This is a genomic window from Nonomuraea sp. NPDC049421, from assembly GCF_040677005.1.
Lineage (GTDB): Bacteria > Actinomycetota > Actinomycetes > Streptosporangiales > Streptosporangiaceae > Nonomuraea > Nonomuraea salmonea.
Genome location: NZ_JBFAQA010000003.1, coordinates 218,605 through 243,844 on the forward strand (window position 1 = coordinate 218,605; position 25,240 = coordinate 243,844).

Sequence of the window (25,240 nt, forward strand, 5' to 3'; positions counted from 1 at the left end):
CGCGGTGCGCCCAAGGAAGGAGGCAGCCTCGGGGGCCGTGCGCCCGCTACCGGGGGTGCGCATCACGGGGGGTCTGCTGCGCCACTGGCAGCGCCGCAACAGCACGGCCACGATCCCGCACACCATCGAGCAGCTGCGCGCGGCCGGCAACGTCGACAACCTGAGCCGGCTGCTGGAGCAGGACCCGCCGCCGTACCGCGGCCGCTACCCCTTCCTGGACACCGACCTCTACAAGACCCTGGAGGGGCTCGCCTACGAGCTCGGCGACGGCACCGCGGAAGAAGGAGTGCGCGACTTCTACGAGGAGGTCGTCACCCTCCTCGAACGGGTCCAGGCCGACGACGGCTACCTCAACTCCTTCTTCCAGGACCCGGCCGCCACCAAGAAGCCGTGGGAGGACCTGGCCTGGGGCCACGAGCTGTACAACCTCGGCCACCTCATCCAGGCCGCCGTCGCCGCGCACCGCCGCATGGGCGACGACCGGCTGCTGCGCATCGCCCGCCGCTTCGCCGACCTGGTGACCGAGCGGTTCGCCGACAGCGGCGTGTGCGGGCATCCCGAGGTGGAGATGGCGCTGGTCGAGCTGTTCAGGGAAACCGGCGAGCGGTCCTACCTCGACCTGGCCGCCGCGTTCATCGACCGGCGCGGCTCCGGGCAGCTCAAGCACAGCATCTTCCCCGGCGACTACTTCCAGGACCACGTGCCCTTCCGCGAGCTGCCCTCGGTGACCGGTCACGCGGTGCGGATGGCGTACCTGGCGGCCGGCGCCGCCGACGTGCTGCTGGAGACCGGCGACGCCACGCTGGCCGAGGCGCTGGAGCGCCTGTGGGACGACATGGTCGCCACCAAGCTCTACATCACCGGCGGGCTCGGCAGCCGCCACTCCGACGAGGCCATCGGCGACCGCTACGAGCTGCCGTCCGAGCGCGCCTACAGCGAGACCTGCGCCGCCATCGCCCTCATGCAGTGGGCGTGGCGGATGTTCCTGGCCACCGGCGCCGCCTCCTACCTCGACGTGTTCGAGCGGGTGCTCTACAACGCCTACGCGGTCGGCCTGTCCGCCGACGGCCGCGCGTTCTTCTACGACAACCCGCTGCAGCGCCGCCCCGACCACGAGCAGCGCAGCGGCGCGGAGGCGGGCGGCGAGCCGCTGCGCCGCGCCTGGTTCGGCTGCCCGTGCTGCCCGCCGAACATCGTGCGCTGGATGGCCCAGCTCGCCGACTACGTCGCCGCCGAACGGGACGGCGCCGTCCTCGTCGCCCAGTACGCCACCGCCCGGATCGAGACGGCGGAGCTGGCGCTGGCGATGGAGACCGGCTACCCGTGGGACGGCGACGTGCGGCTCACCGTCGAGCGGGCCCCGCGAGGCGCGTACGGGCTGGTCCTGCGCGTGCCCGGCTGGGCGCGCGGCGCGCGGCTCACCGTCAACGGCGCAAGCGTCCCCGCCGAGCCGGAGAACGGCTGGCTGACCGTCGAGCGGACCTGGACGGCCGGCGACGAGGTCCGCCTCACCCTGCCCATGCCGGTAAGGGCGCACGGCTCGCACCCCTACCTCGACGCCACCAGAGGCGCGCTCAGCCTGGCCCGCGGCCCCCTCGTCTACTGCGTCGAGCAGCACGACAGCCCCCAGGCCGGCGTGGACGACCTGCTCGTCGGCGTGAGCGACGCCGCGGCGGCATCGACCAGGCAGGACGGCCTCGCGCCCGGCGCGGTCGTGCTGGACGTGCGAGCGCACCCCGCTCCCCCGCCCCCGGCGGAGCTCTACCCCGAACTGCCGTCCCCCGGGACGGCGCCGCCCGGCACGAAGGTCCCCGCGACCTTCGTCCCCTACTTCCTGTGGGGCAACCGCGGCCCCGCGGCCATGCGGGTCTGGGTCAGGACCCCCGACACGACCAACGGAAAGAAGGCGACATGAGGAGATCGGCGGCGCTCACCAGCGTCACGATGACCGCCGTGCTGGCACTGTCGGCATGCGGCGGCGGCGGGGCCGCGCAGAGCCCCGGCGGCACCGGCGCCACCGGCGCCACCGGCCGGCCGGCCACCCCCGCCACAGGCGGCACCGTGCACGTCCTGGCCAACGCGGACTTCTCCCACCTGGACCCGGCACGCGGCTTCGACGGCGGAGTCAACAACTTCTACCGGCTCATCTACCGGGGCCTGACCACGTTCGGCGCCGGGCCCGGCGCCGAGGGCACGAAGATCGTCCCCGACCTCGCCACCGACACCGGCACCCCGTCCAACGACGCCAAGACCTGGACCTTCACCCTCAAGGACAACATCTTCTTCGAGGACGGCACCCCCATCACCAGCGAGGCCGTCAAGTTCGGCTTCTCGCGCGCCTTCGACCCCGAGGCCGGCATCGGCTCCCCCTACGGCAGGCTGCTGCTCGACGCCCCCAAGGACTACAAGGGCCCCTACCTGTCCGGCGACCTCGACACCATCGAGACGCCCGACCCCAAGACCGTCGTCATCCACCTGAAGAAGCCGTACGCCGACTTCCCGAGCGCGCTGGCGCTGCCCAACTTCACCCCCTTCCCCAAGGGCACCGGCGCGGGCGCCGCCTTCGACAGCAAGCCGATCGCGAGCGGCCCGTACAAGCTGGCCTCCTACCAGCGCAACGCCTCGCTCAAGCTGGAACGCAACCCGCAGTGGAAGCCCGAGACCGACACCGTGCGCGCGGCCAGGCCCGACGCGTTCGAGTGGACGTTCGGCCTCGACCCGGCCACCATCGACGAGCGCATGCTCGCCGGGCAGGGCACCGACGCCGACGCCATCGGCCAGAGCATCCAGGCCGCGACCGTCGCGCGCGTGCAGACCCCGCAGATCAAGGCCCGCACGCTGTCCGGCCTCAACGGCTGCACCACCTACATGGGGCTCAACACCACCAAGAAGTACCTCAAGGACGTCCGCGTCCGGCAGGCCATCAACCACGCCATCGACAAGGACACCATCGTCGCCGCGATGGGCGGCTCCACGCTGGCCGAGAAGGGCACCTCGATCCAGCCGCCCACCGTCGCCGGCCGCGTCGACTACGACCCCTACCCCTACGACGTCGCCAAGGCCAAGCAGTTGCTGGCCGACGCCGGCCTGTCGGGCGGCTTCTCGCTGATCCTCGACACCAGGGCGCAGCCGAAGATGGCCGCCGTCTCGGTCGCCGTGCAGGAGGCGCTCAAGCAGATCGGCATCGACGTCAAGATCAACAACATCGACGCGTCCACCTACTACGAGGTCATCGGCACCCCCGCCAAGCAGAACGACATGGCCGTGACCGGCTGGTGCCCCGACTGGGCGTCCGGCGCGACGTTCCTGCCGCCGCTGTTCGACGGCCGCAACATCACCTCCAAGGGCAACTCCAACCTCGCCCAGATCAACGACAAGGCCGTCAACGCCAAGATCGACGAGATCGCCGAGATGACCGACGTCGAGCAGGCCAACGCCGCCTACGGCGAGCTGGACAAGCAGATCATGGAACTGGCCCCCGTCGTGCCGCTGGCCTACGAGAAGCTCATCCTGGTCAACGGCGCCAACATCGCCGGCGCCTACCAGTCCAACTCCTACTCCGGCGGCATCGACCTGGTCTCCGTCGGGCTGGCGAAGCCGACGAAGTAGATGACGGTCGCAGCGCATCCAGAGCAGGTGGCGGGCGGCGCGCCCGCCACCTCGGGCCGGCGCGTCCTGCGCGTGCTGCTGCGTGATCGTGGCGCCGTGCTCAGCGGCGCCTACCTCGCGCTGATCGTCCTCATGGCGATCGGCGCGCCGCTGATCAGCGCGATCACCGGGCACGGCCCCAACGACTTCGACACGGCCGCGGTCAACACCGACCTGGGCGGCGTCCCGTACGGCTCGCTCGGCGGCATCAGCTCCGAGCACCTGCTCGGCGTCGAACCCCAGAACGGCCGCGACATCCTCGCCCGCATCGCCTACGGCGCCCGCGTCTCCCTCATCATCGCGATCTCCGCCACCGCCCTCACCACGCTGCTCGGCGTCGTGCTCGGCATGCTGGCCGGGTTCTACCAGGGCTGGGCCGACCAGGTGATCTGCCGGATCATGGACTTCCTGATGGCCTTCCCCGCGCTCATCTTCATGATCGCCATCCTGTCGGCGCTGCCCCAGGGCAACCGGCCGGTGCTGCTCGTCGTGGTGATCAGCGTGTTCGGCTGGCCGTACCTGGCAAGGGTGGTGCGCGGGCAGACGATGACGCTGGTCAACCGGGAGTTCGTGGAGGCCGCGCGGGCCTCCGGCGCCTCCACGGGGGCGCTGGTGTTCAAGGAGATCCTGCCCAACCTGCGCAGCTCCCTCATCGTCATGACCACCCTGGCGGTGCCCGGCTACGTCGGCACCGAGGCCGGCCTGTCGTTCCTCGGCGTCGGCGTCACCCCGCCCACCCCCTCGTGGGGGCAGATGATCGCCAGTTCGGTCGGCTGGTACGCCGTCGACCCCATGTACTTCGTCATCCCCGGCGCGTTCCTGTTCCTCACCGTCCTGTCACTGACCGTGCTGGGCGACCGCATCAGGGCCGCCTTCGACGCGGGGGAGGCCTCATGATGGCCCGCTACGTGGCCGGCCGGCTGGCCGGCGTCGTGGTCATCCTGTTCCTGGTGTGCCTGTTCACGTTCGTGCTGTTCTTCACCCTGCAGCCCGACCCGGCCGTGATGATCTGCGGCAAGACCTGCACCCCGGAACGCATCGACCAGATCCGCGGCGTGCTCGGCCTCGACCGGCCGTTCCTCACCCAGTTCCTCGGCTTCGTCGGCGGCATCTTCGCCGGCCGCGACTACGGCGAGGGCGCCAACCTCGTGCACTGCGCCGCGCCCTGCCTCGGCTACAGCTTCCAGACCAACCAGTCCGTCATGGACATGGTGGTCGAGCGGCTGCCCGTCAGCGCCACCGTCGCCGTCGGCGCCGCCGTGCTGTGGCTGCTCGTCGGCATCGCCGCCGGCCTGCTCAGCGCCGTCAAGGAGGGCACCTGGCTGGACCGCACCGCGATGGGCCTGGCGCTCGGCGGCTCCAGCATCCCCAACTACGTGCTGGCGCTCGCCCTGCAGTACGTGCTCGTCGTCCAGCTCCAGGTGCTGCCGTTCCCGCAGGCCGTGGCGTTCTCCGACGACCCGGTGGTGTGGTTCCAGTCGTACCTGATGCCGTGGATCGTGCTGGCCACCGGCTACGCCTGCCTGTACGCCCGCCTCACCCGCGCCAACGTCATCGACACCCTCGCCGAGAACTTCATGCGCACCGCCAGATCCAAGGGCCTGTCGCCGGCGCTCACCCTGCGCAGGCACGCGCTGCGCCCCGCGCTCACCCCGATCGCCACGATCTTCGGCATGGACTTCGCCGGCCTGCTCGGCGGCGCCCTCATCACCGAGACCGTGTTCGGGCTGAACGGCGTCGGCAAGATGGCCGCCGACTCCATCGCCAAGAACGACCAGCCCGTCATCATGGCGGTCACGCTGCTGGCCGCGTTCTTCGTGGTGGTCGGCAACGTCGTGGTGGACCTCGTCTACACCCGGCTCGACCCGAGAGTGAGGATCACGTCGCCATGAGCGAGCTGCTGGAGGTGGAAGACCTCACCGTCACGTTCCCCACCACGCGCGGCCCCGTGGACGTGGTCAGGAACGTCTCCTTCACCGTCGGCAGGGACGAGACCGTCGGCATCGTCGGCGAGTCGGGCTCCGGCAAGTCGATGACCAGCCTGGCCGTCATGGGCCTGCTGCCCAAGGGCGCCAGGACCAGCGGCAGCATCAGGCTCGACGGCGCCGAGCTGCTCGGCCGCCCCGAACGCGAGCTGCGCAGGATCCGCGGCGACCAGATGTCGATGATCTTCCAGGATCCGCTGTCGTCGCTGAACCCGTACTACACGGTCGGGCTGCAGATCGAGGAGATGTACCGCGCCCACCGCGACCGCTCCAGGAAGGCCGCCCGCCAGGTCGCCGTCGACGCGCTCGCCCAGGTCGGCCTGCCCGACCCGGACAAGCGCATCGACCACTACCCGCACCAGTTCTCCGGCGGGCAGCGCCAGCGCATCATGATCGCGATGGCGCTGGTGTGCCGGCCCAAGCTGCTCATCGCCGACGAGCCCACCACCGCGCTCGACGTCACCGTGCAGGCCCAGATCCTGCGCCTGCTGGCCGAGCTGCGCGAGCAGAGCGGCACCGGCATGATGTTCATCACCCACGACCTGGCCGTGATCAGCTCGATCGCGACCCGCGTCCTGGTGATGCGCCGCGGCGAACAGGTCGAGTACGGCACCGCCGAGCAGGTCTTCGCCGAGCCCCGCCACGACTACACCCGCATGCTGCTGGAGAGCATCCCGCGCATCGACGACGAGGTGGTCACATGACGCTGCTGCGCGCCACGGACCTCACCAAGAGGTTCGTCACCCGCGGCCCGCTCGGCGCGAAAGCCGAGTTCACCGCCGTGGACCGGGTCAGCTTCGAGGTACGCCTGGGCGAGACGCTGGCCGTCGTCGGCGAGTCCGGCAGCGGCAAGTCCACCACCGCCCGCATGATCGCCAAACTCATGGACCCGACGGAGGGCGCCCTGGAGTTCGACGGCGAGGACGTCACCCACGCCAAGGGCGAGGCCCTGGCCCGCTTCCGCGGCAACGTCCAGGTCGTCTTCCAGGACCCGTTCTCCTCGCTCAACCCCCGCCACACCGTCGAACGCATACTCAACGCGCCACTGCTCTACCAGGGCCGCACCCCCAAGGGCGGCCGGCGGGCGCACGCCAAGGAGCTGATGGAACGCGTCGGCCTCAACCCCGACCACTCGCTGCGCTACCCCGCGCAGTTCTCCGGCGGGCAGGCCCAGCGCATCGGCATCGCCCGCGCCCTGGCCGTCGGCCCCAAGCTGGTGATCTGCGACGAGGCCGTCTCCGCGCTCGACGTGTCGGTGCAGGCCCAGATCATCGAGCTGCTGCTGCGGCTGCAGCGCGAGAGCGGCTTCAGCTACGTCTTCATCGCCCACGACCTGGCCGTGGTCCGCCAGATCGCCCAGCGCGTCGCGGTCATGAGCAAGGGACGCGTCGTCGAGCTCGGCGACACCCGGCAGGTGTTCGGCGACCCCCAGGACGAGTACACCCGCACGCTGCTGGCCGCCATCCCCCGCATCAACCCCGAATGGGACCGCCGCAGGAGGGAACACACATGATCACCGCCACCTACGTCATCCCCGGCATGCGGGTGCGCGACCACGTCGAACGGGTGCCGCTCGACTGGTCCGACCCCGGCGGGCCCACCATCGAGGTGTTCGCCCGCGAGCTCGTGGACCCGGCCCGCGACCGCGACGACCTGCCCTGCCTGCTGTTCCTGCAGGGCGGCCCCGGCGGCAAGGGCCCCCGCCCGGTCGGCACGTCGGGCTGGCTCGGCCAGGCGCTGCAGAACCACCGGGTCGTGCTGCTCGACCAGCGCGGCACCGGCCGCAGCTCCCGCATCGACGGCCGCACCATGAGCGCCCTGACCGCCGAGCAGGGCGCCGCGTATCTCGCGCACTTCCGCGCCGACTCGATCGTGGCCGACGCCGAGCACCTGCGCACCACCGTCTTCGGCGGGCGCCGCTGGTCCACCCTCGGCCAGAGCTACGGCGGCTTCCTCACCCTCACCTACCTCTCGCGCGCCCCGCAGGGCCTGACCGCCTGCTACGTCGCCGGCGGCCTGCCCTCGATCGACCCCGACGCCGCCGAGGTCTACCGCCGCACCTATCCCCGCGTGGCCGCCAAGAACGCCGAGTTCTACCGCCGCTACCCCCACCACGCCGAGACCACCGCGCGCCTGGCCGACCGGCTCGCAGAAGGCGACGTGCTGCTGCCCGACGGCGACGTCCTCACCGTGCGGCGCCTGCAGTCGCTCGGCATCGACTTCGGCATGAAACCCGGCTACGAGCGCATGCACTGGCTGCTCGACGAGTCCGACGGGCTGCCCGACACGTTCCTGCACCAGGTGCTCGCCCGCTCCTCCTACGCCGACAACCCGCTGTTCGCCGCCTTGCAGGAGAGCATCTACGGCTCGGGCCCCGGCGCCACCGCCTGGGCCGCCCAGGCCGAACGCGAACGCCACCCCGCCTTCGCCGAGGACGCCAGGCCGCTGCTGTTCACCGGCGAGATGATGTACCCCTGGATGTTCGAGGAGATCCGCGTCCTGCGGCCCTTCCGCGGCGCCGTCGAGCTGCTCGCCGCCCGCGACGACTGGCCGCCCCTCTACGACACCGACCGGCTGGCCGCCAACGACGTGCCCGTCGCCGCCGCCGTCTACTTCGACGACATGTACGTCGACTCGGGCCTGCAACTGCAGACCGCCGCCCGCGTCGGCAACACCCAGACCTGGGTCACCAACGAGTACGAGCACGACGGCATCGGCGACGACCGCGTCTTCGCCCGCCTGACCGAGCTCGTACGCCGGCAAGGAGGAGGAATCACCGGTGAGTGACGGCAGGCTGCCCCGGCTGGCGGAGATCCCCGCCTTCACCGACCACATCGCCCAGGGCTGGGACTCCCCCGCCCGCACCCCCGGCCTCGTCCCAGGAGCCGCCGAAGCGGCCGCCGCCCACCGCGACCGGCTGGCCGCCGCGCTGCCCGGCCGCGCCGTCGTCGTCGCCGCCGGCCACGCCCCCACCCGCTCCAACGACACCGCCTACGACTTCCGCGTCGACAGCGACTTCTACTGGCTGACCGGCTGCGCCGCCGAGAACGCGATCGCCGTCGTCCGCGACGGCGCCGCCACCCTCTACCTGCCGCCGCCGGCCCGCCCCGGCGAGCCCGGCTTCTTCTCCGACGCCGCCTACGGCGAGCTGTGGGTCGGCCCGTCCCCCTCGCTGGCCGAATGGGCGGCCGCGCTCGGCGCCGAGGTGCTGCCGCTGCCCGACTACCCCGGCACCCCGGCGGGCGCGCTCACCGGCGACGACGCCGAGCTGCGGCGGACCCTCGCCGAACTCCGCATGATCAAGGACGAGTGGGAGGTCGCCCAGCTCCGCGAGGCCGTGGACCGCACCGTCGAAGGCTTCTCCGCCGTCGCCGCCGAACTCCCCGCCGCCGTCCAGGCCGGCGGCGAGCGCTGGCTGCAGGGCACCTTCGACCGGTACGCCCGCACCCACGGCAACGGCCCCGGCTACGCCTCCATCGTCGGCAGCGGCCCGCACGCCCCCACCCTGCACTGGGTGCGCTGCGACGGCCCCGTCCTGCCCGGCGAGCTGCTGCTGCTCGACATGGGCGTCGAGACCCGCTCCCACTACACCGCCGACGTCACCCGCACCATCCCCGCCTCCGGCGCCTTCACCCCCGCCCAGCGGCAGGTCCACGACCTCGTCGAACGCGCCCACCGCGCCGGGCTCGCCGAGGTCGCGCCCGGCCGGCCGTTCACCGCCTTCCACCACGCCGCCATGGAGGTCATCGCGCGCGGCCTGCACGACTGGGGCCTGCTGCCCGTCTCCGTCGACGAGGCCCTGTCCGCCGACGGCCAGCACCACCGCCGCTACCTCGTCTGCGGCATCGGCCACCACCTCGGGCTCGACGTGCACGACTGCGCCCGGTCCCGGCACGAGGCCTACCACGGCGCCGCGATGGAGCCGGGCATGGTGCTCACCGTCGAGCCCGGCCTGTACTTCCACGCCCACGACCTGACCGTGCCGCCCGAGCTGCGCGGCATCGGCGTACGGATCGAGGACGACCTGCTGGTGACCGCCGGCGGCGCCGAGAACCTGTCGGCCGCGCTGCCCATCACGGCGAGCGGCCTGGAGAACTGGACCAAGGAGAGAACATCATGACCGCCCCCACCACACCCCCCACCGCACCGGTGTGGCACGGCGTGCACGTCGCCACCGCGCTGCCCTTCCACGACGACCTGTCGGTCGACTACGACGCCTACGCCGAGCACGTCCGCTTCCTCGCCGACGGCGGCTGCGACGGCGTCTGCCCCAACGGGTCGCTCGGCGAGTACCAGACGCTGACCGCCGAGGAGCGGGCCCGCGTCGTCCGCACCGCCGTCGAGGCCGCGCCCGACGGGTTCCACGTCATGCCGGGCGTGGCCGCGTACGGGGCCGCCGAGTCGCGGCGCTGGGCCGAGCAGGCCGCCGAGGCCGGCGCCTCCTCGGTGCTGCTGCTGCCGCCCAACGCCTACCGCGCCGACCGGCGGGCCGTCGTCGCCCACTACCGCGAGGTCGCCAAGGCGGGGCTGCCGGTCGTCGCCTACAACAACCCCCTCGACACCAAGGTCGACCTCACCCCCGACCTGCTGGCCGAGCTGCACCACGAAGGGCTCATCGTGGCGGTCAAGGAGTTCAGCGGGGACGTGCGCAGGGCGTACGAGCTGGCCGAACGCGCGCCCGGCCTGGACCTGCTGATCGGCTCCGACGACGTGCTGCTGGAGCTGGCCATCGCCGGCGCGGTCGGCTGGATCGCGGGCTACCCGAACATGATCCCCCGCGCCACCGTCGAGCTCTACCGCCTCGCGGTCGCCGGCGACGTCGCCAAGGCCCTGCCGATCTACCGCGACCTGCACGCGCTGCTGCGGTGGGACTCCAAGACGGAGTTCGTCCAGTCGATCAAGCTGTCGATGGACCTGGCCGGCCGCAAGGGCGGCGCCTGCCGTCCGCCCCGCCTCCCCCTCACCACCGACCAGGCCGCCCAGATCACCCGCCAGACGAACGAGGTGCTCGCCAAGGGCTACCGCTGACCGCTGCTCACCCCGGGTGGTAGCGGGCGTGGGCGGCGGACGCGGCGAGGGCGGCGGCGCGGGCCGCCTCGGTCGGCGTGAACGGCAGCTCGGGCCGCCGCACCAGCAGCGCCCTGCCCGGGCTCACCGAGACCACCATGGTGGTGTTGGGCTCGGCATCATCGTCCACGGTGTCCCCCGGCCGCCGCCACTCCACGTCGGCGGCCCGCAGCAGCTCGCCCAGCGCCTCGGGCAGCCTGGCGGGATCGTCGCCGACCCGCTGCGCCAGCACGAGCGCCTGGACGCCAGGGTCGGTGAGGTCGGTGACCCGGGCGGGCACGATCACCACGTCATGCCCGCCCGCCTCGGCCAGCGCCGCGGCGAGCACCTGGGGGCCGAGGTCGCGCGGCGCCTCGATGACGAACTCGTCGAGCGCGTCGCACCCGGCGGGCGTGATCGCGCCGCCCCCGGTCGGCGCGATGTGCAGCGCCAGGATGTTGCACCCGAGCCGCCCGAACGCGCCCGCGACGGTGGCCAGCCGCCCCGGCCGCTCCACCACCCGCATCCGGATCCGCCACAGGGTCATCCCCCGCCCGCTCTCCTCGGGAAGCGCCACCTCCTGGCGCCGCACCGCACGCCCGGCCGGGCGGCGGTGTCCCAGCCGAGCGTGTCCTGAGCGACTGGGTCCCGGTCTGCCGTGTCCCAATCTGCCGTGTCCCAATCTGCGGTGTCCCAATCTGCGGTGGACCGCCGCCCCGACGATCAGCGCCGCGCCCAGCCCGACGAGCACGACGGGCCCAGGCTCCTGATGCCCGAGCAGGGTGGCGAGCAGGTGCGCCAGACCGACCGCGACGAACAGCGCGGCGATCTCGATCAGCTCCCGCCACCAGGCCCGCTCGGGAAGGTGCGGCGGTCCTGAGCCGGGGCGAGACGTTACTTTGGGTGCATCGCTCATGACCCTCAGTCTGCGGCACCCGTGTTACCTGATCACGGGCGTCCGCGTTGCGACCGCATTAAACCGCGTTCACCACCCCGGCACCGGATCTCAGACCCGTTCCACCTCGATGACGAGCGCGGACGTCGCCGGCATGGCGGGCGCGGGCAGCCCCAGCTCGCCCAGCACGGCCCCGGACAGCCGGACGGGCCCGGCGGCCCAGTCGGGCAGCAGGGTCCGGGCGGGCACGGGCCCGGCCAGGCGCACCTCGTACGTGGCGGCGGGGTCGAGCCCCGGCAGCCGCAGCGGGCTGGGCCCGACGTCCAGCCGCGAACTCACCTGCACGTACGCGAACACGCCCCGCTCGGGCAGCACCACGCCGTGCAGCAGCGACGTCGGGTCGGGATGGTCGGCCCGCACGACCCGACCGGCGTGCAGCACGGGCCGCAGCCGCTTGTGCAGCGCGATCCAGGCGGCCAGCTCCTCCAGCTCCTCGGCACTGGCCGAGGTGATGTCCCACTCCACCCCCATGTGCCCGAACAGCGCGGTCGCCGCCCGGAACGCCAGCGGCAGCATCCGGCCGGTGCTGTGGTCGCGGGGCGCGCCGACGTGGCTGCCCATCCGCTCCGGCGGCACCAGCAGCCCGGTCCAGCGCTGGATCTGCTGCCGGTCGAGCGCGTCGTTGCAGTCGGACGTCCACACCCGGTCGGTGCGCGCCAGGATGCCGTAGTCGATGCGCGCCCCGCCGGACGAGCACGACTCGATCTCCAGGCCGGGGTGACGCTCGCGCAGCTCGTCCAGCAGCCGGTAGGTGGCGAGGGTCTGCGCGTGCACGCCGGGCGCGCCGTCGTGCACGGGCTCGGCGATGTCGCGGTTGTGGTCCCACTTGATGTAGTCGAGCCGGTATTCGCGCACCAGCGCGTCGATCCGCTCCAGCAGGTACGCGTACGCCTCCGGCCTGGCCAGGTCGAGCACCTGCTGGTCGCGCTGCGGCGGCGGCATCCGCTCCGGCCGGGCGAGGATCCAGTCGGGGTGCTCGCGGGCCAGGTCGGAGTCGGGGTTGACCATCTCGGGCTCGAACCACAGCCCGAACTGCATGCCCAGCTTCCGTACCCGGTCGGCGAGCGGGTGCAGGCCGTCCGGCCAGACGCCTGCGTCCACGTACCAGTCGCCGAGCCCGGCCCGGTCGTGGCGGCGGTGCCGGAACCAGCCGTCGTCCAGCACGAACCGCTCGATGCCGGCCGCGGCGGCCCGCTCGGCGAGCTCCAGCAGCCGGTCGAGGCCGTGGTCGAAGTAGGTGGCCTCCCAGTTGTTCAGCGTGACCGGGCGCACGGGCAGCGGGCGGGCGCGCAGGTGCTCGTGCAGCCGCGCCGCCGCGTCGTCCAGGCCGCTCCCCGACCAGGTGAAGAACACCCACGGAGTCCGGTACGTCGTGTCCTGCGCCAGCACGACCTCGCCCGGCTCCAGCAGCTCACCGGCGCCCAGCAGCGACACGCCCTCGGGCAGCCGCTCGGCGTAGTGCACGTGGTCGCCGCTCCAGCCGGCGTGCACGGCCCACACCTCGCCGCCGCGGAACCCGAACCCGCCGGTCCCGGCGATCAGCAGCCCGGTGCCGTCGTGTCCGGTGCGGCCCCGCCGGTTCTCCCGCGACCACACCCCGCGGGTGAACTCCCTGCGCTGCGGCACCTTCTCCAGCGCCCACCGGCCGGTGAAGTCGAGCAGCTCGCCGGCGCGGGCCGGCACCGGCAGCGTGCACACCAGCCCCTCCAGCCGGTACGGGGACGCGGCCATGTTCGTCACCGCGTGCCGCATGCGCACCAGCCCGCTGCCCTCCATGACCAGCTCGCACACCAGCCGCAGCCCGGCCGGCTCGTCGGCGGCCGTCACGGTCACGGTGCCGCCCGCGCCCGGCTCGGCCGCGACGTCGAGCCCTTCCACGCTCCAGCGGACCGGCCAGTGCTCGCCGTCCCGCACGCCGGACAGCCCCGGCCTGCCGTACCAGGACTCGGCCTGGGCGGGCAGCAGCGACGGCGCGGGCGCGCCCGGCGAGGGGGCCAGCACCACCGCCAGGTCCTGCCCTGCTCCCGGGTCCGCGCCGAAGTGCCGTACCCGGGGCAGCCCGGGGCCGGAGGCGTCGAGCACCAGCGCGGCACCGGCCGCGGAGAGGATCACAGGAGACAAGGTCGGGACTCCAATCTGGGGGCGGGCGCTGGGGCCCGGTTTTCACCTTTCACGACGCTATCGTCCCGAGTGGGGCCGATGCACTAACCCCGGCTGGCCTAAATCCCCGCGATCGTTTAGGTTAGGCTCACCTAATAACTTCATTGGAGGATTTCGGGGATGACCGAGCCCTTTCGCATGTTCGACGTACGAGTGGACCGGCTCGAACGCCTCAGCCCGTCCTTCCTGCGCGTCACCTTCACCGGCGACGATTTGCGCGAGTTCGCCGACAACGGCTTCGACCAGCGGGTGAAGCTCTTCCTTCCCGCTGCTGAGCACGGCATGACGTACTTGCCCAAGGGCCCCGACTGGTACCAGCGCTGGCGCGAGCTGGACTCCGGCAAGCGCAACGTGATGCGCACCTACACCGCCCGTACGGTCCGCCCGCAGGCCGGCGAGGTCGATGTGGACGTCGTCATGCACCCCGACGGCGGCCCCGCCGCCCGCTGGGCCGAGCAGGTGCGGCCCGGCGACGTCGCCGCCCTCCTCGGCCCCAACGGCGTCCACGAAGGGCCGCACGGCGGCCTGGAGTTCCGGCCGCCCACCGGCACCGGCTGCGTGCTCATCGCCGGCGACGAGACCGCCGTGCCCGCCATCTGCGCCATCCTCGAACGCATCCCCGCGCACCTGGCCGGCGAGGTGCTCATGGAGGTGCCCCTCGAGGCCGACGTCCTGCCGATCACGGCGCCCGCCAACATCAAGGTCACCTGGCTCGCCAGGAACGACGGCGAACGCGGCGCCGAACTCATCCCCGCCGTCCGCGCCGCCGCCGCCCGCCTGCTCCCCCCGCTGTCCGCCACCCCCGACTCCTTCGAGGACGTGGACGTCGACACCGACGAACTGTGGGAAGTCCCCCAGGACACAGCCGAGCACGGCCCGTTGTACGCCTGGCTGGCCGGCGAAGCGGGCGTCATCAAAACCCTGCGCCGCCACCTGGTGGCCGAACGCGGCATGGACCGCCGAGCAGTCGCCTTCATGGGCTACTGGCGCCATGGCCGCGCCGAGAACACCGGCTGACCCCGCCACCACCCCTCAACCAACGGCACCAGTCCCCGGCACGGCCCGCCACCGAAGCCGCCACACTCCGACTGCGACCCCACCCCGAACCTGACACCCGCCAACCAACCGCCCACCACCGAACCCGGCACCTGCTAACCAACCGCCCATCCGCCGAACCCGGCAACCGCCGCTCTCGACCCACCCACCGGGCGCAGCGACGGCGACCGCCGCCCACCCGCCGAACCTGGCGACGCCCACCCAGCAGCCCCACCCACCGGATCCGCCGAGCGCCTACCGGCGGTTCGGCCGCCGGGCCCCGGCGGGTCCCTGCCCGCAGCGTCGTCCAGGGGGTTCCGGTGGGCGACGCTGTCGGAAGGCGAGCGTCAGTGCGGCTCCGGGGAGCCTCCCTGCACCAGGCGGCGCTGGGCCGGGGTGGGCGGGTGGGCCCACGTCATGCCAGGGCCGTCGGCGGCGAGGAGGTCCGTGACCGCCTCGCGCAGCACGTCCTCGGCCGGCGCGTCCGGCCGCCGCTCGCGCACCTCGCGGCAGCGGTCGAGGACACGGGCCAGGTCCAGCATGAGCGTGTTCGGCCGGCCCGCGTCCGCCTCGGGCGCCGCTTCCTGGGGGGTGTGCAGGGGCTTGACGGGCGTCCCGTTGACATGGGTCCTCCCGCCGGACCCGCTCTCGTCCGGCCCGCCGTCGGCCGAACCCGCCTCCCCCGCCGGCACCGCCGGGGCCGGAGCCGGCACGCGGACGTGCAGCGCCCCGAGCCTCGTCTCCGCCGCCCAGAGCCCCCACCCCTCGGCCCCGCTCACCGCCGTACCACCGAGCCCGTCGGCCCCGTCCACCGCCGTACCGCCCAGCCCGTCAGCCCCGCTCACCGCCGTACCGCCCAGCCCGTCGGCCCCGCTCACCGCCGTACCGCCCAGCCCGTCAGCCCCGCTCACCGCCGTACCGCCCAGCCCGTCGGCCCCGCTCACCGCCGTTCCGTCCACATCCGCGTCGGCCACCACCGTTGCGCCTGCGTTCGCGTCAGCCACCGCCGTCGCACCCGCACCCGCGCCGGTCCCTGTCGCGCTCACTTCGGTACCGGTCACCGCCGCGTCGGCCATTGACGCGCCCGCGCCCGCGCCGGCACCGGCCACCGTCGCGTCAGCCGCCGTCGTGCTCACGCTGGAACCGGCCGCTGCCGCGTCGGCCGCGGTCGTCTGGGCCACCATCTCCGTCACGACCTCGGCCACCGCTGCGGCGAGGCGGTCGGGGTTCATGCCGTCCAGGTCCGCCACGTCGTCGAGATCGTCCGCGGGCAGGCCGCCGCGCAGGTGCAGGACGCCCGGCCGTTCGGTGGCCGTGAGCTCGTCCATCAGCTCCGCGACCGTGCCCTGCGGGTCGTGCAGCGCGGCGTCCCCCCGGGCCGCGAAGGCGTCGGCGAGCAGGCGCAGGGAGACCGACCGCGGCGGCTCGTACGCCACCACCACCTCCAGCTCCCCGTCCACCTGGATCGGGCTGCCCGAGTCGTGGTACGCCCGCAGGCCCTCCACGAAGACCGCCTCCGTGTCGGGCGGCAGCAACCCGCCGAGAGGCTCCGCCTCGAACCTGTCGCCGGCCGCATCCTCCACCGGATCCCGGCGGAACCACCAGACCACCGCGCCAACCACGGCGGCGGCCAGCACTGTGACTGCGATGAACACGATGTCGTCCGCTTTCCTCGTACTCGGCAAGCGGTAGCAGCGTAGTGTGACCAACCCCGACAAACCCGCAAATTCCCACAAATAACGATCAGGTCGCCGCGCACGTCATCCGTCGCCCGGGATGAAGTTTCTTCCACCTGGTAACCGGAATTGTTTTTCCGAGGATTTCTCCTGTCTACCCGGACAAGAACCGCCCCCTGGACTGACCGTGATAAACATGTACACTCCACATCGAAAGCACTCAGTCGCTGTACGTGACGCCTGCATGACATCCGGTGCCTACGGCAAGGGCGGGGCCGCGCCACGTCAGGATGATTCCGGCCGTGTGAGAAGAGCGCGGAGCGGCACATGGATCCCCTTCACCTGACCACCAGCCGCCACAACGGAGCCCTGATCGTCAGCGTCTCGGGCGAGCTCGACATCGCCACCACCGAGCAGCTCCGCAGCCACCTGCTCGCCCTGCTCCAGGAGGCCGGCGGGGCCAAGAAGCTGGTCATCGAGGTGGGCGGCCTGTCCTTCATCGACGCGGCCGGCCTCGGTATCCTCGTCTCCGTGCACAACCAGGCGCTCAGCCGGCACACGCCCGTACACCTCGTCAACGTCCTGCCCCCGATGCGCCGCCTGCTCCGGATCACCGGCCTCGACCGTCACCTGACCTGGTGAAGGTCAAGGTGAACGGGCGCGCATCCCGTCGCACACCACGTCCGCCAGCCGGACCGCCCCGCCCCTGGCCCGCGCGCCGCGCTCGGCGACCAGGCACCCCCGCAGCAGGTCGAGCGCGTCCCCCGCGGTGAGGTCGGCGCGCACCGCGCCCACCCGCTGCGCCCGCACCAGCAGCCGGCCCAGCGCGGCGGCGAAGTCGCCGGCCAGCGTGGAGCCCGGCCGCAGCGGCATCGCCGCGCCGCTGTCCAGCATGTCGCACAACGCCTGGTTGACCGCCGCCTGCTCGACCACTCCCGCGAACCAGCCGAAGAACGCCCGCCCGGCGTCCTCGGCGGTGGCGAGCGCGCGGGCGTCGGCCACGAACCGCTCGATCCGCCCCAGCAGCACCGCCTCGAACAACGCCTCCTTGGTGGGGAAGTGCCGGTAGACGGTGCCGACCCCGAACCCGGCGCGCCGGGCGATCTCGTCGAAGGAGATGGTCAGGCCGTCACTGGCCAGCGCCTCCTGCGCGATCTGCAGGACCCGCTCCCTGTTGCGCCGGGCATCGGCCCGCAGCGGCCTGGCGGCGCCGTGATCGTCGCCCAAGGTCTCCACCTGCCTTCGGCCCGCCGGCAGGCGGAAAGCGGGCCCGCGGCGACAAACGGAGAAAGCTCTCCGATTCTATCTAGGAGATTCCCCGACATACAGCCCCAAAAGCCCAGCAGAACCCCGAAAAGCCCGGCACCCGCCCCGGACTGTCAGGACGGGTGAGGCCCGAATCACGGCCCCCCGAAAAGCACGGCACCCGCCCCGGAGTGTCGGGGCGGGTGCCGGACCGGCGAGCCGGGGGTCACGGAGACGCTCCCCCGCCGGACCGCGCGCCTACCCGCTTGAGCCGGATCCGCTCCTCCCGCGGAACCGGCTCGATCTCGATCACCCGCGCCCCCTCCGGCGCCTGCCGCAGGTCGTGCGTGATGAGCAGCGTGGTACGCCCGGCCATGAGCCGCCGCAGCGGCCGCATGACGTGGGCGGCGGTGGCGACGTCCAGCCCGGTGACGGGCTCGTCGAGCACGAGCACCGGCGTGTCGCGCAGGATGGCCCTGGCGATCGCGATGCGCTGCCGCTGCCCGCCGGACAGCAGCCGGCCGCGCTGCCCGACAGGCGAGTCGTACCCCTGGGGCAGCAGCTTGACGAAGTCGTGCACCCCGGCCACCTCGGCCGCCCTGATCACCTCGTCGAGCGAGGCGCCCGGCCGGCCGTAGGCGATGTTGTCGCGTACCGAGCCGGAGAACAGCAGCGTCTCCTGGTGCAGGACCGTGATGTTCTCGCGCAGCGACTGCCGCGTCAGTCTCCGGACGTCGGTGCCGTCCAGCAGGATGCGGCCCGAGTCCGGGTCGTAGAACCGCAGCAGCAGCTTGGCAAGCGTGGACTTGCCCGCCCCGCTGGGCCCGGTGATCACGACGACCTCGCCGGGCTCGGCGGTGAACGACAGGTCACGCAGCACCGGCCGGCCCCGTCCCGGATAGGTGAAGCTCACCCGGTCGAAGTCGATCCGGCCGCCGCACCGGCCCGCCGGGACCGCGTCGCCGGCGTCGCGGACGGCAGGATCGGTACGCAGGATCTCGATCACCCGGTCCGACCCGGCCGCCGCCTCCGACACCGTCAGGGCCAGCTCACCCAGGCTCTGCACGGCCGGGTAGAGCAGGGCCAGGTACGCCGCGAACGACAGCAGCCCGCCGATCGTCAGCCGGCCAGCCGCGATCTCCCACGCGCCGAACCCGAGGATGGCGATCAGGCAGACCGTCTCGATGACCTGCACCGCCGGGTTGTAGAGCCCGGCCAGCCAGGCCTGCGACATGTTGGCCCGCAACCAGCCGCGCCCCTCGGCGTGCAGCCGGCGGGACTCCTCGCCCTGCCGGTTGTACGACTGCACGAGCGGCTGGTTGGCCAGCCCCTCCTCCAGGACGCTGTTCATCGCCCCGTTGCTGGCCCGCTCGCGCGCCGCCGCCGTCCTGAACCTCGAGGCGAACACCTTCGAGGTGATCAGGAACAGCGGGATCAGCGCCATCGTCAGCAGGGCCAGGTCCCATCGGATGAAGAACGCGGCCCCGGCGAAGAAGATGATCCCGGCCACCGTGGTGATGGCCTTGACCAGCCCGGACCCGACCAGTTCCTCGATGGCCTCCACGTCGTCCGTCATGCGCGCCATCAGGTCGCCCAGCCGCCGCTTCTCGGAGAAGTCGGGGGCGAGCGTCTGCACGTGCGCGTACACGCGGTCGCGCAGGGCCAGCAGGAACCGCTCGGCGCCCAGCGCGGTGGTGTAGGCCCCGCCGAAGGACAGCAGCCCGGCGAGCACGGCCAGCCCCAGCCAGACGGAGGCCGGTGACCAGAAGGCCGCCAATTGTCGGGTCGTCAGCACCTCGTCGGTGATGTGCCCGAACAGGCGGATCGCGACGACCTCGCAGAGCGCGGCAAGGATGGCGAAGACCACGCCTGCCGCGAAGAGCCGCCGCAGACCGCGAGTGTCCGGCCAGAACTCGCGGAACGTCCGGCGAATGGTGATCGCCGGCGCGAGTTCACGGCCGGAGGCGCTGAAGGAGAGCCGGCGGCCAGGCCGCCGGCCCTCATCTGGGGGTTCTAGCACCCCCACCACCTGCGACGGGCGCACCAACCCCACCTGCGCCAGCGACGCCGCCTCCGGCATCCCCATCCTTGCTGGAAGCCGACCTGGGACAGTTGCGTGTTCGCCATGATTCCTCCCCCGTTGGCTGAACACTGACAAATCGGACGCTAGCACCCGAATTGCGATAAATCAGCAGATAATCGCTGATTTCAGGAAGGCTTGACTGGTAAAGCCCGAACAGAAAGGCCGTTCCGGCGAAGAAGTAAAGGCCCGCACCCACCGGCAAAAACGCAAACCAGCGGTCACGACAACACCAAAGGCGCCCCCGAAACCTCGTTTCGAGAGCGCCTTCGGGCAACGGCATCAGGTCAGCGACGAGTACGCCACCACACCCCGCCGCATCGCGTCCATCGCCTTCACCGACGTCTGGCGGATCTTGCTGCCCTCCGGCGCCGCGTTCCCCAGCTGACCCAGCAGGTCCATCAACTGCTTGACCCACCGCACGAAGTCACCCGCCGCCAGCTCGTTGCCGTTGACGCCCTCCATCAGGACCGCGTCCAGCGAATGCCCCTTCGTCCACCGGAACGCCGCCCACGCGAACCCCAGATCGGGCTCCCTGATCGTCGACAGCCCATGGTCGGACTCGATGCCCTCCAGCTCACCCCACAGCCGGATCATCGCCGACAGCGCGTCCTGCGCCCGCCCCGCCGGGATCTTCGGCCGCCGCGTGTCGTCCGACGCCCGCGACTCGAACACCAGCGCCGACACGCACGCCGCCAGCTCCGCCGGATCGAGCTCCTCCCACAACCCGTTACGCAGGCACTCGGCCGTCAGCAGATCCAGCTCGGTGTAGAGCCGCCCGAGCCGCCGCCCCTCATCGGTGACCGTCTCCTCGCGCAGGTAACCCAGCTGCTCCAGCACCGAGCAAATCCGGTCGAACGTCCGCGAGATCACATGCGAACGCCCCTCCACCCGCCGCCGCAGACCCTCCGTCTCACGCAGCAGCTTGTAGTAACGCTCGGCCCACCGCGCGTGGTCCTCACGGTCGTCACACCCGTGGCACGGATGCTGCCTGATGCGCCGCCGCAGCTCGTTGACCTCGTCGTCCTCCACCGTGTGGTCACGCGCCCGCGCCGGCTTACCGAGATCACGGTCACCGATCTTCGCCATCAGCGTCGAGATCAGGTTCGCCCGCTCCTTCGGCGAGCGCCCGTTGAAGTTCTTCGGGATGCGCACCTTCTCCAACGGCTCCACCGGCACGGGGAAGTCCGCCGGATCCAGCTTCTTCACCTGCTTGCCGATGGTCAGCACCAGCGGGCTCGGCCCGTGACCACGCGGATTGCGGCCGGGATCCAGCACGATCGCCAGCCCGGCCCGCCGCCCGCCCGGCACCCTGATCACATCACCCGGCTGCAACGCCTCCAGCGACCGCACCGCGGCCGCCCGCCGCGCCGCACCCCGCTGCCGCGACAGCTCCGCCTCACGATCGGACAGCCGCCGCCGCAGCGCCGCGTACTCGGGGAAGTCGCCCAGGTGGCACGTCATCGCCTCCTGGTAGCCCTCCAGCGCCTCCTCGTGCTTGCGCAGCTGCTTGGCCAGCCCCACCACCGCACGATCGGCCTGGAACTGCGCGAACGACTCCTCCAGCAGCGCCCTGGCCCGCTCTCTGCCGAACTGCCCGACCAGGTTGACCGCCATGTTGTACGACGGCTGGAAACTCGACCGCAGCGGATACGTACGGGTGCCCGCGAGCCCCGCCACCGACAGCGGATCCATGCCCGGCTGCCACAGCACCACCGCATGACCCTCGACGTCGATGCCGCGCCGCCCCGCCCGCCCCGTCAGCTGGGTGTACTCCCCCGGCGTCAGATCCGCGTGCGTCTCACCGTTCCACTTGTCCAGCTTCTCGATCACCACGCTGCGCGCCGGCATGTTGATGCCCAGCGCCAGCGTCTCCGTCGCGAACACCGCCTTCACCAGGCCGCGGGTGAACAGCTCCTCCACGACCTCCTTGAACGCCGGCAGCATGCCGGCGTGATGCGCCGCCAGGCCCCGCTCGAGCCCGTCACGCCACTCCAGGTAACCCAGCACCGCCAGGTCCTCGTCCGGCAGGTGCGCGGTGCGCTCGTCGACCAGCTGCCTGATCTCGTGCCGCTCCCTGTCGGTCGTCAGCCGGATGCCCGCCGACAGGCACTGCTGCACCGCCGCGTCGCACCCCGCCCGCGAGAAGATGAACGTGATCGCCGGCAGCAGCCCCTCGCCGTCGAGCTTCTCGATCACCTGCACCCGGTCCGGCGGGCGCGGCCGCGAACGCGGCGCCCGGCCGTAACCCCGCCTGCCACGCCCCGCCGTCAGCCGCTCCGCGTCACGCGTCACCCGCATCAGAGTCGGGTTGATCCGCGGCGTCAGATCGTCGGTCATGAACAGGTCGTAGATGCGGTTGCCCACCATCATGTGCTGCCACAGCGGCACGGGACGGTGCTCGTCGACGATCACCGTCGTGTCGCCGCGCACCTCGCCCATCCACTCGCCGAACTCCTCGGCGTTGCTCACCGTCGCCGACAGCGCCACCAGCCGCACCGACTCCGGCAGGTGGATGATCACCTCTTCCCAGACCGCGCCGCGGAACCGGTCGGCGAGGTAGTGCACCTCATCCATCACCGCGAACCCGAGCCCGGCCAGCGTCGCCGAGCCCGCATAGAGCATGTTGCGCAGCACCTCGGTCGTCATGACGACGATCGGCGCCTCGCCGTTGACGCTGTTGTCGCCCGTCAGCAGCCCGACCTTGGCGGTGCCGTAGCGCTTGACCAGGTCGTTGTACTTCTGGTTGGACAGCGCCTTGATGGGGGTGGTGTAGAAACACTTGCGGCCCTGCTCCAAGGCCAGGTGGACGGCGAACTCGCCGACCACCGTCTTGCCCGACCCTGTGGGCGCCGCCACCAAGACGCCGTCTCCGGCCTCCAGGGCCCGGCAGGCGTCGAGCTGGAAGTCGTCCAGCGCGAAGTCGTAGAGACCTCGGAACGATCTCAGCGCGGCCCCGTCGTCCCCGTGTTTCTGACGGAAGGCCGCATAGCGTTCCGCTGGCGTTGTCATAATCGCCAGCCTACCGAAACCGCCATTCCGGTCCGTTCCGGCCGCCGTTCAAGGGGCTTCCGACGGGCGGCACCGGCCCGGCGCCTTTACAAAGTAGATTTCATACGATGACGCGTAACGCCCCCGGGCGGACCTCGCAGTGCAGCGGGGTCTCGCCGATGCGTTCGCCGTCGGCGTAGGCGACCACCTCGGGCGCCTCCACCCGTACGCTGCGCACCCGCCGCACCGACACGGCGGGATGCCGGACGTGGGTGCCCCGGTAGACGCTCGGGAAGACGCGGACGAACTCCCCCGTGGACAGCGCGTTGAGCAGCACGACGTCCAGGAGGCCGTCGTCGGGCCTGGCGTCGGGGCAGACCCGCATGCCGGCGCCGTACGACGTCGTGTTGGCCACCGCGACCAGCATCGCCTCCCGCTCGACGACCTCGCTCTCGTCGTAGGTGACGCGGAACGGGATCGGCTTGAACGCGCGCAGCTCCCGCGCGGTCGCCACCAGATAGCGGGCCATGCCGGGCGGCCAGGTGAGGCCGTTGGCGCGTTCGTTGACCCGCGAGTCGAAGCCGCAGCACGCCACTCCGGCGAACAGCTCCTCGGAGTCCCCGGCCCTGATGCGGGCGGCGTCCACCAGCCGGGTCTTCATGCGCAGCACGGCCCTGGCCGCGGCCAGCGGATCCTTCGGGGGCACGCCGAGCGCGGCGGCGATGTCGTTGCCGGTGCCCGCCGGGATGATGCCGAGCGGCACGTCGGTGCCGGCCACCGCCTGCACGGCCAGGTGGACCAGCCCGTCGCCACCGAAGGCGACGAGCGCGTCGGGCCGCTCGGAGACGGCGGTGCAGGCGCGTTCGAGCGCGTCGGTGGCGTCGTCACCGACGATCACGGACAGCTCGGCCCCTCCGGCACGCAGCCGGCGCGCCACGGGCTCGAGCAGGCGCAGCGTACGCCCGCCGCGGGCGGCGGGGTTGACCAGGAGGGCGAGTTGCGGGGACACGCCCGGAACCTATCGCCTCCTGGGCGGCGGGGGAATGCCTCAGCGCTTGTCGGTGCCCGGCGGCTCCTCATCGGCGGGCCCAGCAGTGGCCGGCCCGGCGGTGGGTGTCGCGGGCGGCCCGGCAGGAGGTTCTGCTGCGGCCGATGCGGCGGGCGCGGGCGTCTCGACCGGCGCGTCGTCCTCGGCCAGCGGGGAGGCCTCGTCATCGGACAGGTGGTCGAACTCACTCCTGCCCGCCCCGCGCCTCTCGCGCAGGTAGATGACGCCCTCGGCGACGAAGTAGAGCAAGATCATCGGCATGGCGAGCGCCATCATCGTCAGCGGGTCGCCGCCCGGCGTGATCACCGCGCCGAAGACGAACATGATGAAGATGACGGTGCGCCGGTGCTTCTTGACCGTGGCGTGCGACAGGACACCGATGATGTTGAGGAACACCAGCAGCAGCGGCAGCTCGAACGAGATGCCGAAGATCACCAGCATGATGAGCACGTAGCCGAGGTACTCGTCGATCTGGATGGTCGCGACGGTGTCGCTCGGTGCGAAGCCCAGCAGGATCGCCAGGCTGGTGTCCATGATGAAGTAGGCGAGAGCGGCGCCGAGCAGGAACAGCGGGACCGCGATCCCGAGGAACGTGATCGAGTAGCGCTTCTCGTTGCGATAGAGGGCGGGCGTGACGAACGCCCAGATCTGGTAAAGCCAGACGGGTGAGGAGACGACGAGGCCGACGAGCGCCGAGACCTTCAGCGTCAGGAAGAACGACTGGAAGATGCCGCCGTAGGTGAGTGTGCACTGCCCTTCGCGCAGCTGCTGCGCCTGCGGGGTGTCACAGAACGGCTCTTTGATGTAGGCCCACACCGGATCGAAGAAGAACCAGCCCACGATGATGCCCACGATCACGGCGGCCAGCGCGATCAGCAGCCGGTTGCGCAGCTCGCGCAGGTGCTCCATGAGGGGCATGCGACCTTCGGGGTCGCGGACTTGCTCCGAATCGCTCGATCGTTTGAGCAGCGCCATCTAGCAGTCCTGGGTGAGGAGGAGGGGTGGGGTCAGGCGTGCTTGTCGGCCTGGGCGGCACTGGCGCGCAGCCTCGCGGCCTGCTCCTCCAGCTGGCGGGCCTGCTCCTCGGCGGACAGGCCGGGCGCCGATGCGGGCGGGGCCGCGGGGGTCGCCGGCAGCGGCTGCGGCTGCGCGGGCTGCGGCTGCGGCTGGGCCTGCGCCTGCGGCTGGACCGGCTGCGCGGTGTGCTGGACGTCGTCGTCGTCATCGCGCAGCTTCGCGGTCTCGGACTTGAAGATGCGCAGCGACCGGCCGATGCCGCGGGCCATGTCGGGCAGCTTCTTCGCACCGAACAGCAGCACCAGCGCCAAAAGAATGATCAGGAGTTCGGGCACTCCGAGGTTCGGCATGAAA

20 protein-coding genes are annotated in these 25,240 nt (G+C 71.9%); 11 read left to right on the forward strand and 9 right to left on the reverse strand.

Features of this window, described 5'->3' with window-relative positions; genetic code table 11:
- Window positions 1-37 precede the first annotated feature (37 nt).
- From AB0K18_RS07105 to AB0K18_RS07145, 9 genes are read left to right on the forward strand one after another with little or no spacing between them, the layout of a single operon-like run.
- Window positions 38-1,915, forward strand: coding sequence for a beta-L-arabinofuranosidase domain-containing protein (locus tag AB0K18_RS07105; protein WP_364911046.1), 1,878 nt, complete (start codon window positions 38-40; stop codon window positions 1,913-1,915).
- Entirely contained in the window at window positions 1,912-3,609 is a 1,698-nt protein-coding gene (locus tag AB0K18_RS07110; protein ID WP_364911049.1) for an ABC transporter substrate-binding protein, read from the forward strand. The genes AB0K18_RS07105 and AB0K18_RS07110 overlap by 4 nt, the downstream gene beginning before the upstream one ends.
- A complete protein-coding gene (locus tag AB0K18_RS07115; protein ID WP_364911053.1) occupies window positions 3,610-4,545 on the forward strand; it encodes an ABC transporter permease in 936 nt (311 codons plus the stop codon).
- Window positions 4,542-5,540 (forward strand): ABC transporter permease, encoded by a 999-nt coding sequence (locus AB0K18_RS07120; RefSeq protein ID WP_364911056.1) that lies wholly within the window; start codon window positions 4,542-4,544, stop codon window positions 5,538-5,540. Before AB0K18_RS07115 ends, AB0K18_RS07120 begins: the two co-directional genes overlap by 4 nt.
- Complete coding sequence (locus AB0K18_RS07125; protein WP_364911059.1) at window positions 5,537-6,337, forward strand: ABC transporter ATP-binding protein; 801 nt, start codon at window positions 5,537-5,539, stop codon at window positions 6,335-6,337. Before AB0K18_RS07120 ends, AB0K18_RS07125 begins: the two co-directional genes overlap by 4 nt.
- Window positions 6,334-7,146 (forward strand): ATP-binding cassette domain-containing protein, encoded by an 813-nt coding sequence (locus tag AB0K18_RS07130; protein WP_364911062.1) that lies wholly within the window; start codon window positions 6,334-6,336, stop codon window positions 7,144-7,146. The genes AB0K18_RS07125 and AB0K18_RS07130 overlap by 4 nt, the downstream gene beginning before the upstream one ends.
- A complete protein-coding gene (locus AB0K18_RS07135) occupies window positions 7,143-8,420 on the forward strand; it encodes an alpha/beta fold hydrolase (protein ID WP_364911065.1) in 1,278 nt (425 codons plus the stop codon). Before AB0K18_RS07130 ends, AB0K18_RS07135 begins: the two co-directional genes overlap by 4 nt.
- On the forward strand, window positions 8,413-9,753 hold the full coding sequence (locus AB0K18_RS07140; protein WP_364911068.1) for an aminopeptidase P family protein: 1,341 nt from the start codon (window positions 8,413-8,415) through the stop codon (window positions 9,751-9,753). Before AB0K18_RS07135 ends, AB0K18_RS07140 begins: the two co-directional genes overlap by 8 nt.
- The gene (locus tag AB0K18_RS07145; RefSeq protein ID WP_364911071.1) at window positions 9,750-10,661 is read left to right on the forward strand and encodes a dihydrodipicolinate synthase family protein; all 912 of its coding nucleotides are present in this window, start codon (window positions 9,750-9,752) and stop codon (window positions 10,659-10,661) included. The genes AB0K18_RS07140 and AB0K18_RS07145 overlap by 4 nt, the downstream gene beginning before the upstream one ends.
- A gap of 7 nt (window positions 10,662-10,668) precedes the next feature.
- Here AB0K18_RS07145 and AB0K18_RS07150 read toward each other — a convergent pair whose 3' ends face one another.
- Window positions 10,669-11,595: an ACT domain-containing protein gene (locus tag AB0K18_RS07150; protein ID WP_364911074.1), complete on the reverse strand. Its 927-nt coding sequence runs from the start codon at window positions 11,593-11,595 to the stop codon at window positions 10,669-10,671.
- A gap of 90 nt (window positions 11,596-11,685) precedes the next feature.
- Window positions 11,686-13,755, reverse strand: a complete 2,070-nt coding sequence (locus AB0K18_RS07155) for an alpha-galactosidase (protein WP_364911077.1) — start codon at window positions 13,753-13,755, stop codon at window positions 11,686-11,688.
- Window positions 13,756-13,914: 159 nt separating this feature from the next.
- On the opposite strand from AB0K18_RS07155, the gene AB0K18_RS07160 reads away from it, so the two are divergent.
- Window positions 13,915-14,811, forward strand: a complete 897-nt coding sequence (locus AB0K18_RS07160) for a siderophore-interacting protein (protein ID WP_364911079.1) — start codon at window positions 13,915-13,917, stop codon at window positions 14,809-14,811.
- A 365-nt stretch (window positions 14,812-15,176) separates the two neighbouring features.
- Here the strand turns inward: AB0K18_RS07160 and AB0K18_RS07165 are convergent, their stop codons facing one another.
- Window positions 15,177-16,484 (reverse strand): hypothetical protein, encoded by a 1,308-nt coding sequence (locus AB0K18_RS07165; protein WP_364911082.1) that lies wholly within the window; start codon window positions 16,482-16,484, stop codon window positions 15,177-15,179.
- A gap of 348 nt (window positions 16,485-16,832) precedes the next feature.
- On the opposite strand from AB0K18_RS07165, the gene AB0K18_RS07170 reads away from it, so the two are divergent.
- Complete coding sequence (locus AB0K18_RS07170) at window positions 16,833-17,147, forward strand: STAS domain-containing protein (protein WP_364911085.1); 315 nt, start codon at window positions 16,833-16,835, stop codon at window positions 17,145-17,147.
- Between the two features lie 3 nt (window positions 17,148-17,150).
- On the opposite strand, the gene AB0K18_RS07175 is transcribed toward AB0K18_RS07170, so the two are convergent.
- From AB0K18_RS07175 to tatA, 6 genes are all read right to left on the reverse strand, one after another.
- Window positions 17,151-17,732 carry a helix-turn-helix domain-containing protein gene (locus AB0K18_RS07175; protein WP_355428203.1) on the reverse strand — a complete coding sequence of 194 codons (582 nt, stop codon included), beginning with the start codon at window positions 17,730-17,732 and terminating at the stop codon, window positions 17,151-17,153.
- 244 nt (window positions 17,733-17,976) lie between these two features.
- Entirely contained in the window at window positions 17,977-19,830 is a 1,854-nt protein-coding gene (locus tag AB0K18_RS07180; RefSeq protein ID WP_364911087.1) for an ABC transporter ATP-binding protein, read from the reverse strand.
- Window positions 19,831-20,112: 282 nt separating this feature from the next.
- The gene (locus tag AB0K18_RS07185) at window positions 20,113-22,842 is read right to left on the reverse strand and encodes a DEAD/DEAH box helicase (RefSeq protein ID WP_364911090.1); all 2,730 of its coding nucleotides are present in this window, start codon (window positions 22,840-22,842) and stop codon (window positions 20,113-20,115) included.
- Between the two features lie 100 nt (window positions 22,843-22,942).
- Entirely contained in the window at window positions 22,943-23,830 is an 888-nt protein-coding gene (locus AB0K18_RS07190) for a YegS/Rv2252/BmrU family lipid kinase (protein ID WP_364911093.1), read from the reverse strand.
- A gap of 39 nt (window positions 23,831-23,869) precedes the next feature.
- Window positions 23,870-24,787: a twin-arginine translocase subunit TatC gene (tatC, locus tag AB0K18_RS07195; RefSeq protein ID WP_364911096.1), complete on the reverse strand. Its 918-nt coding sequence runs from the start codon at window positions 24,785-24,787 to the stop codon at window positions 23,870-23,872.
- A gap of 89 nt (window positions 24,788-24,876) precedes the next feature.
- Window positions 24,877-25,236, reverse strand: a complete 360-nt coding sequence (gene tatA / locus AB0K18_RS07200) for a Sec-independent protein translocase subunit TatA (protein ID WP_364911099.1) — start codon at window positions 25,234-25,236, stop codon at window positions 24,877-24,879.
- Window positions 25,237-25,240: the final 4 nt, after the last annotated feature.

Coding starts and splice junctions, on each gene's coding strand:
- AB0K18_RS07110 (WP_364911049.1), top strand. CDS start 1,912: ATGAGGAGATCGGCGGCGCTCACCAGCGTCACGATGACCGCCGTGCTG.
- tatC (WP_364911096.1), bottom strand. CDS start 24,787: ATGCCCCTCATGGAGCACCTGCGCGAGCTGCGCAACCGGCTGCTGATC.
- AB0K18_RS07145 (WP_364911071.1), top strand. CDS start 9,750: ATGACCGCCCCCACCACACCCCCCACCGCACCGGTGTGGCACGGCGTG.
- AB0K18_RS07135 (WP_364911065.1), top strand. CDS start 7,143: ATGATCACCGCCACCTACGTCATCCCCGGCATGCGGGTGCGCGACCAC.
- AB0K18_RS07180 (WP_364911087.1), bottom strand. CDS start 19,830: ATGCCGGAGGCGGCGTCGCTGGCGCAGGTGGGGTTGGTGCGCCCGTCG.
- AB0K18_RS07150 (WP_364911074.1), bottom strand. CDS start 11,595: ATGAGCGATGCACCCAAAGTAACGTCTCGCCCCGGCTCAGGACCGCCG.
- AB0K18_RS07130 (WP_364911062.1), top strand. CDS start 6,334: ATGACGCTGCTGCGCGCCACGGACCTCACCAAGAGGTTCGTCACCCGC.
- AB0K18_RS07125 (WP_364911059.1), top strand. CDS start 5,537: ATGAGCGAGCTGCTGGAGGTGGAAGACCTCACCGTCACGTTCCCCACC.
- AB0K18_RS07185 (WP_364911090.1), bottom strand. CDS start 22,842: ATGACAACGCCAGCGGAACGCTATGCGGCCTTCCGTCAGAAACACGGG.
- AB0K18_RS07170 (WP_364911085.1), top strand. CDS start 16,833: ATGGATCCCCTTCACCTGACCACCAGCCGCCACAACGGAGCCCTGATC.
- AB0K18_RS07120 (WP_364911056.1), top strand. CDS start 4,542: ATGATGGCCCGCTACGTGGCCGGCCGGCTGGCCGGCGTCGTGGTCATC.
- AB0K18_RS07115 (WP_364911053.1), top strand. CDS start 3,610: ATGACGGTCGCAGCGCATCCAGAGCAGGTGGCGGGCGGCGCGCCCGCC.
- tatA (WP_364911099.1), bottom strand. CDS start 25,236: ATGCCGAACCTCGGAGTGCCCGAACTCCTGATCATTCTTTTGGCGCTG.
- AB0K18_RS07160 (WP_364911079.1), top strand. CDS start 13,915: ATGACCGAGCCCTTTCGCATGTTCGACGTACGAGTGGACCGGCTCGAA.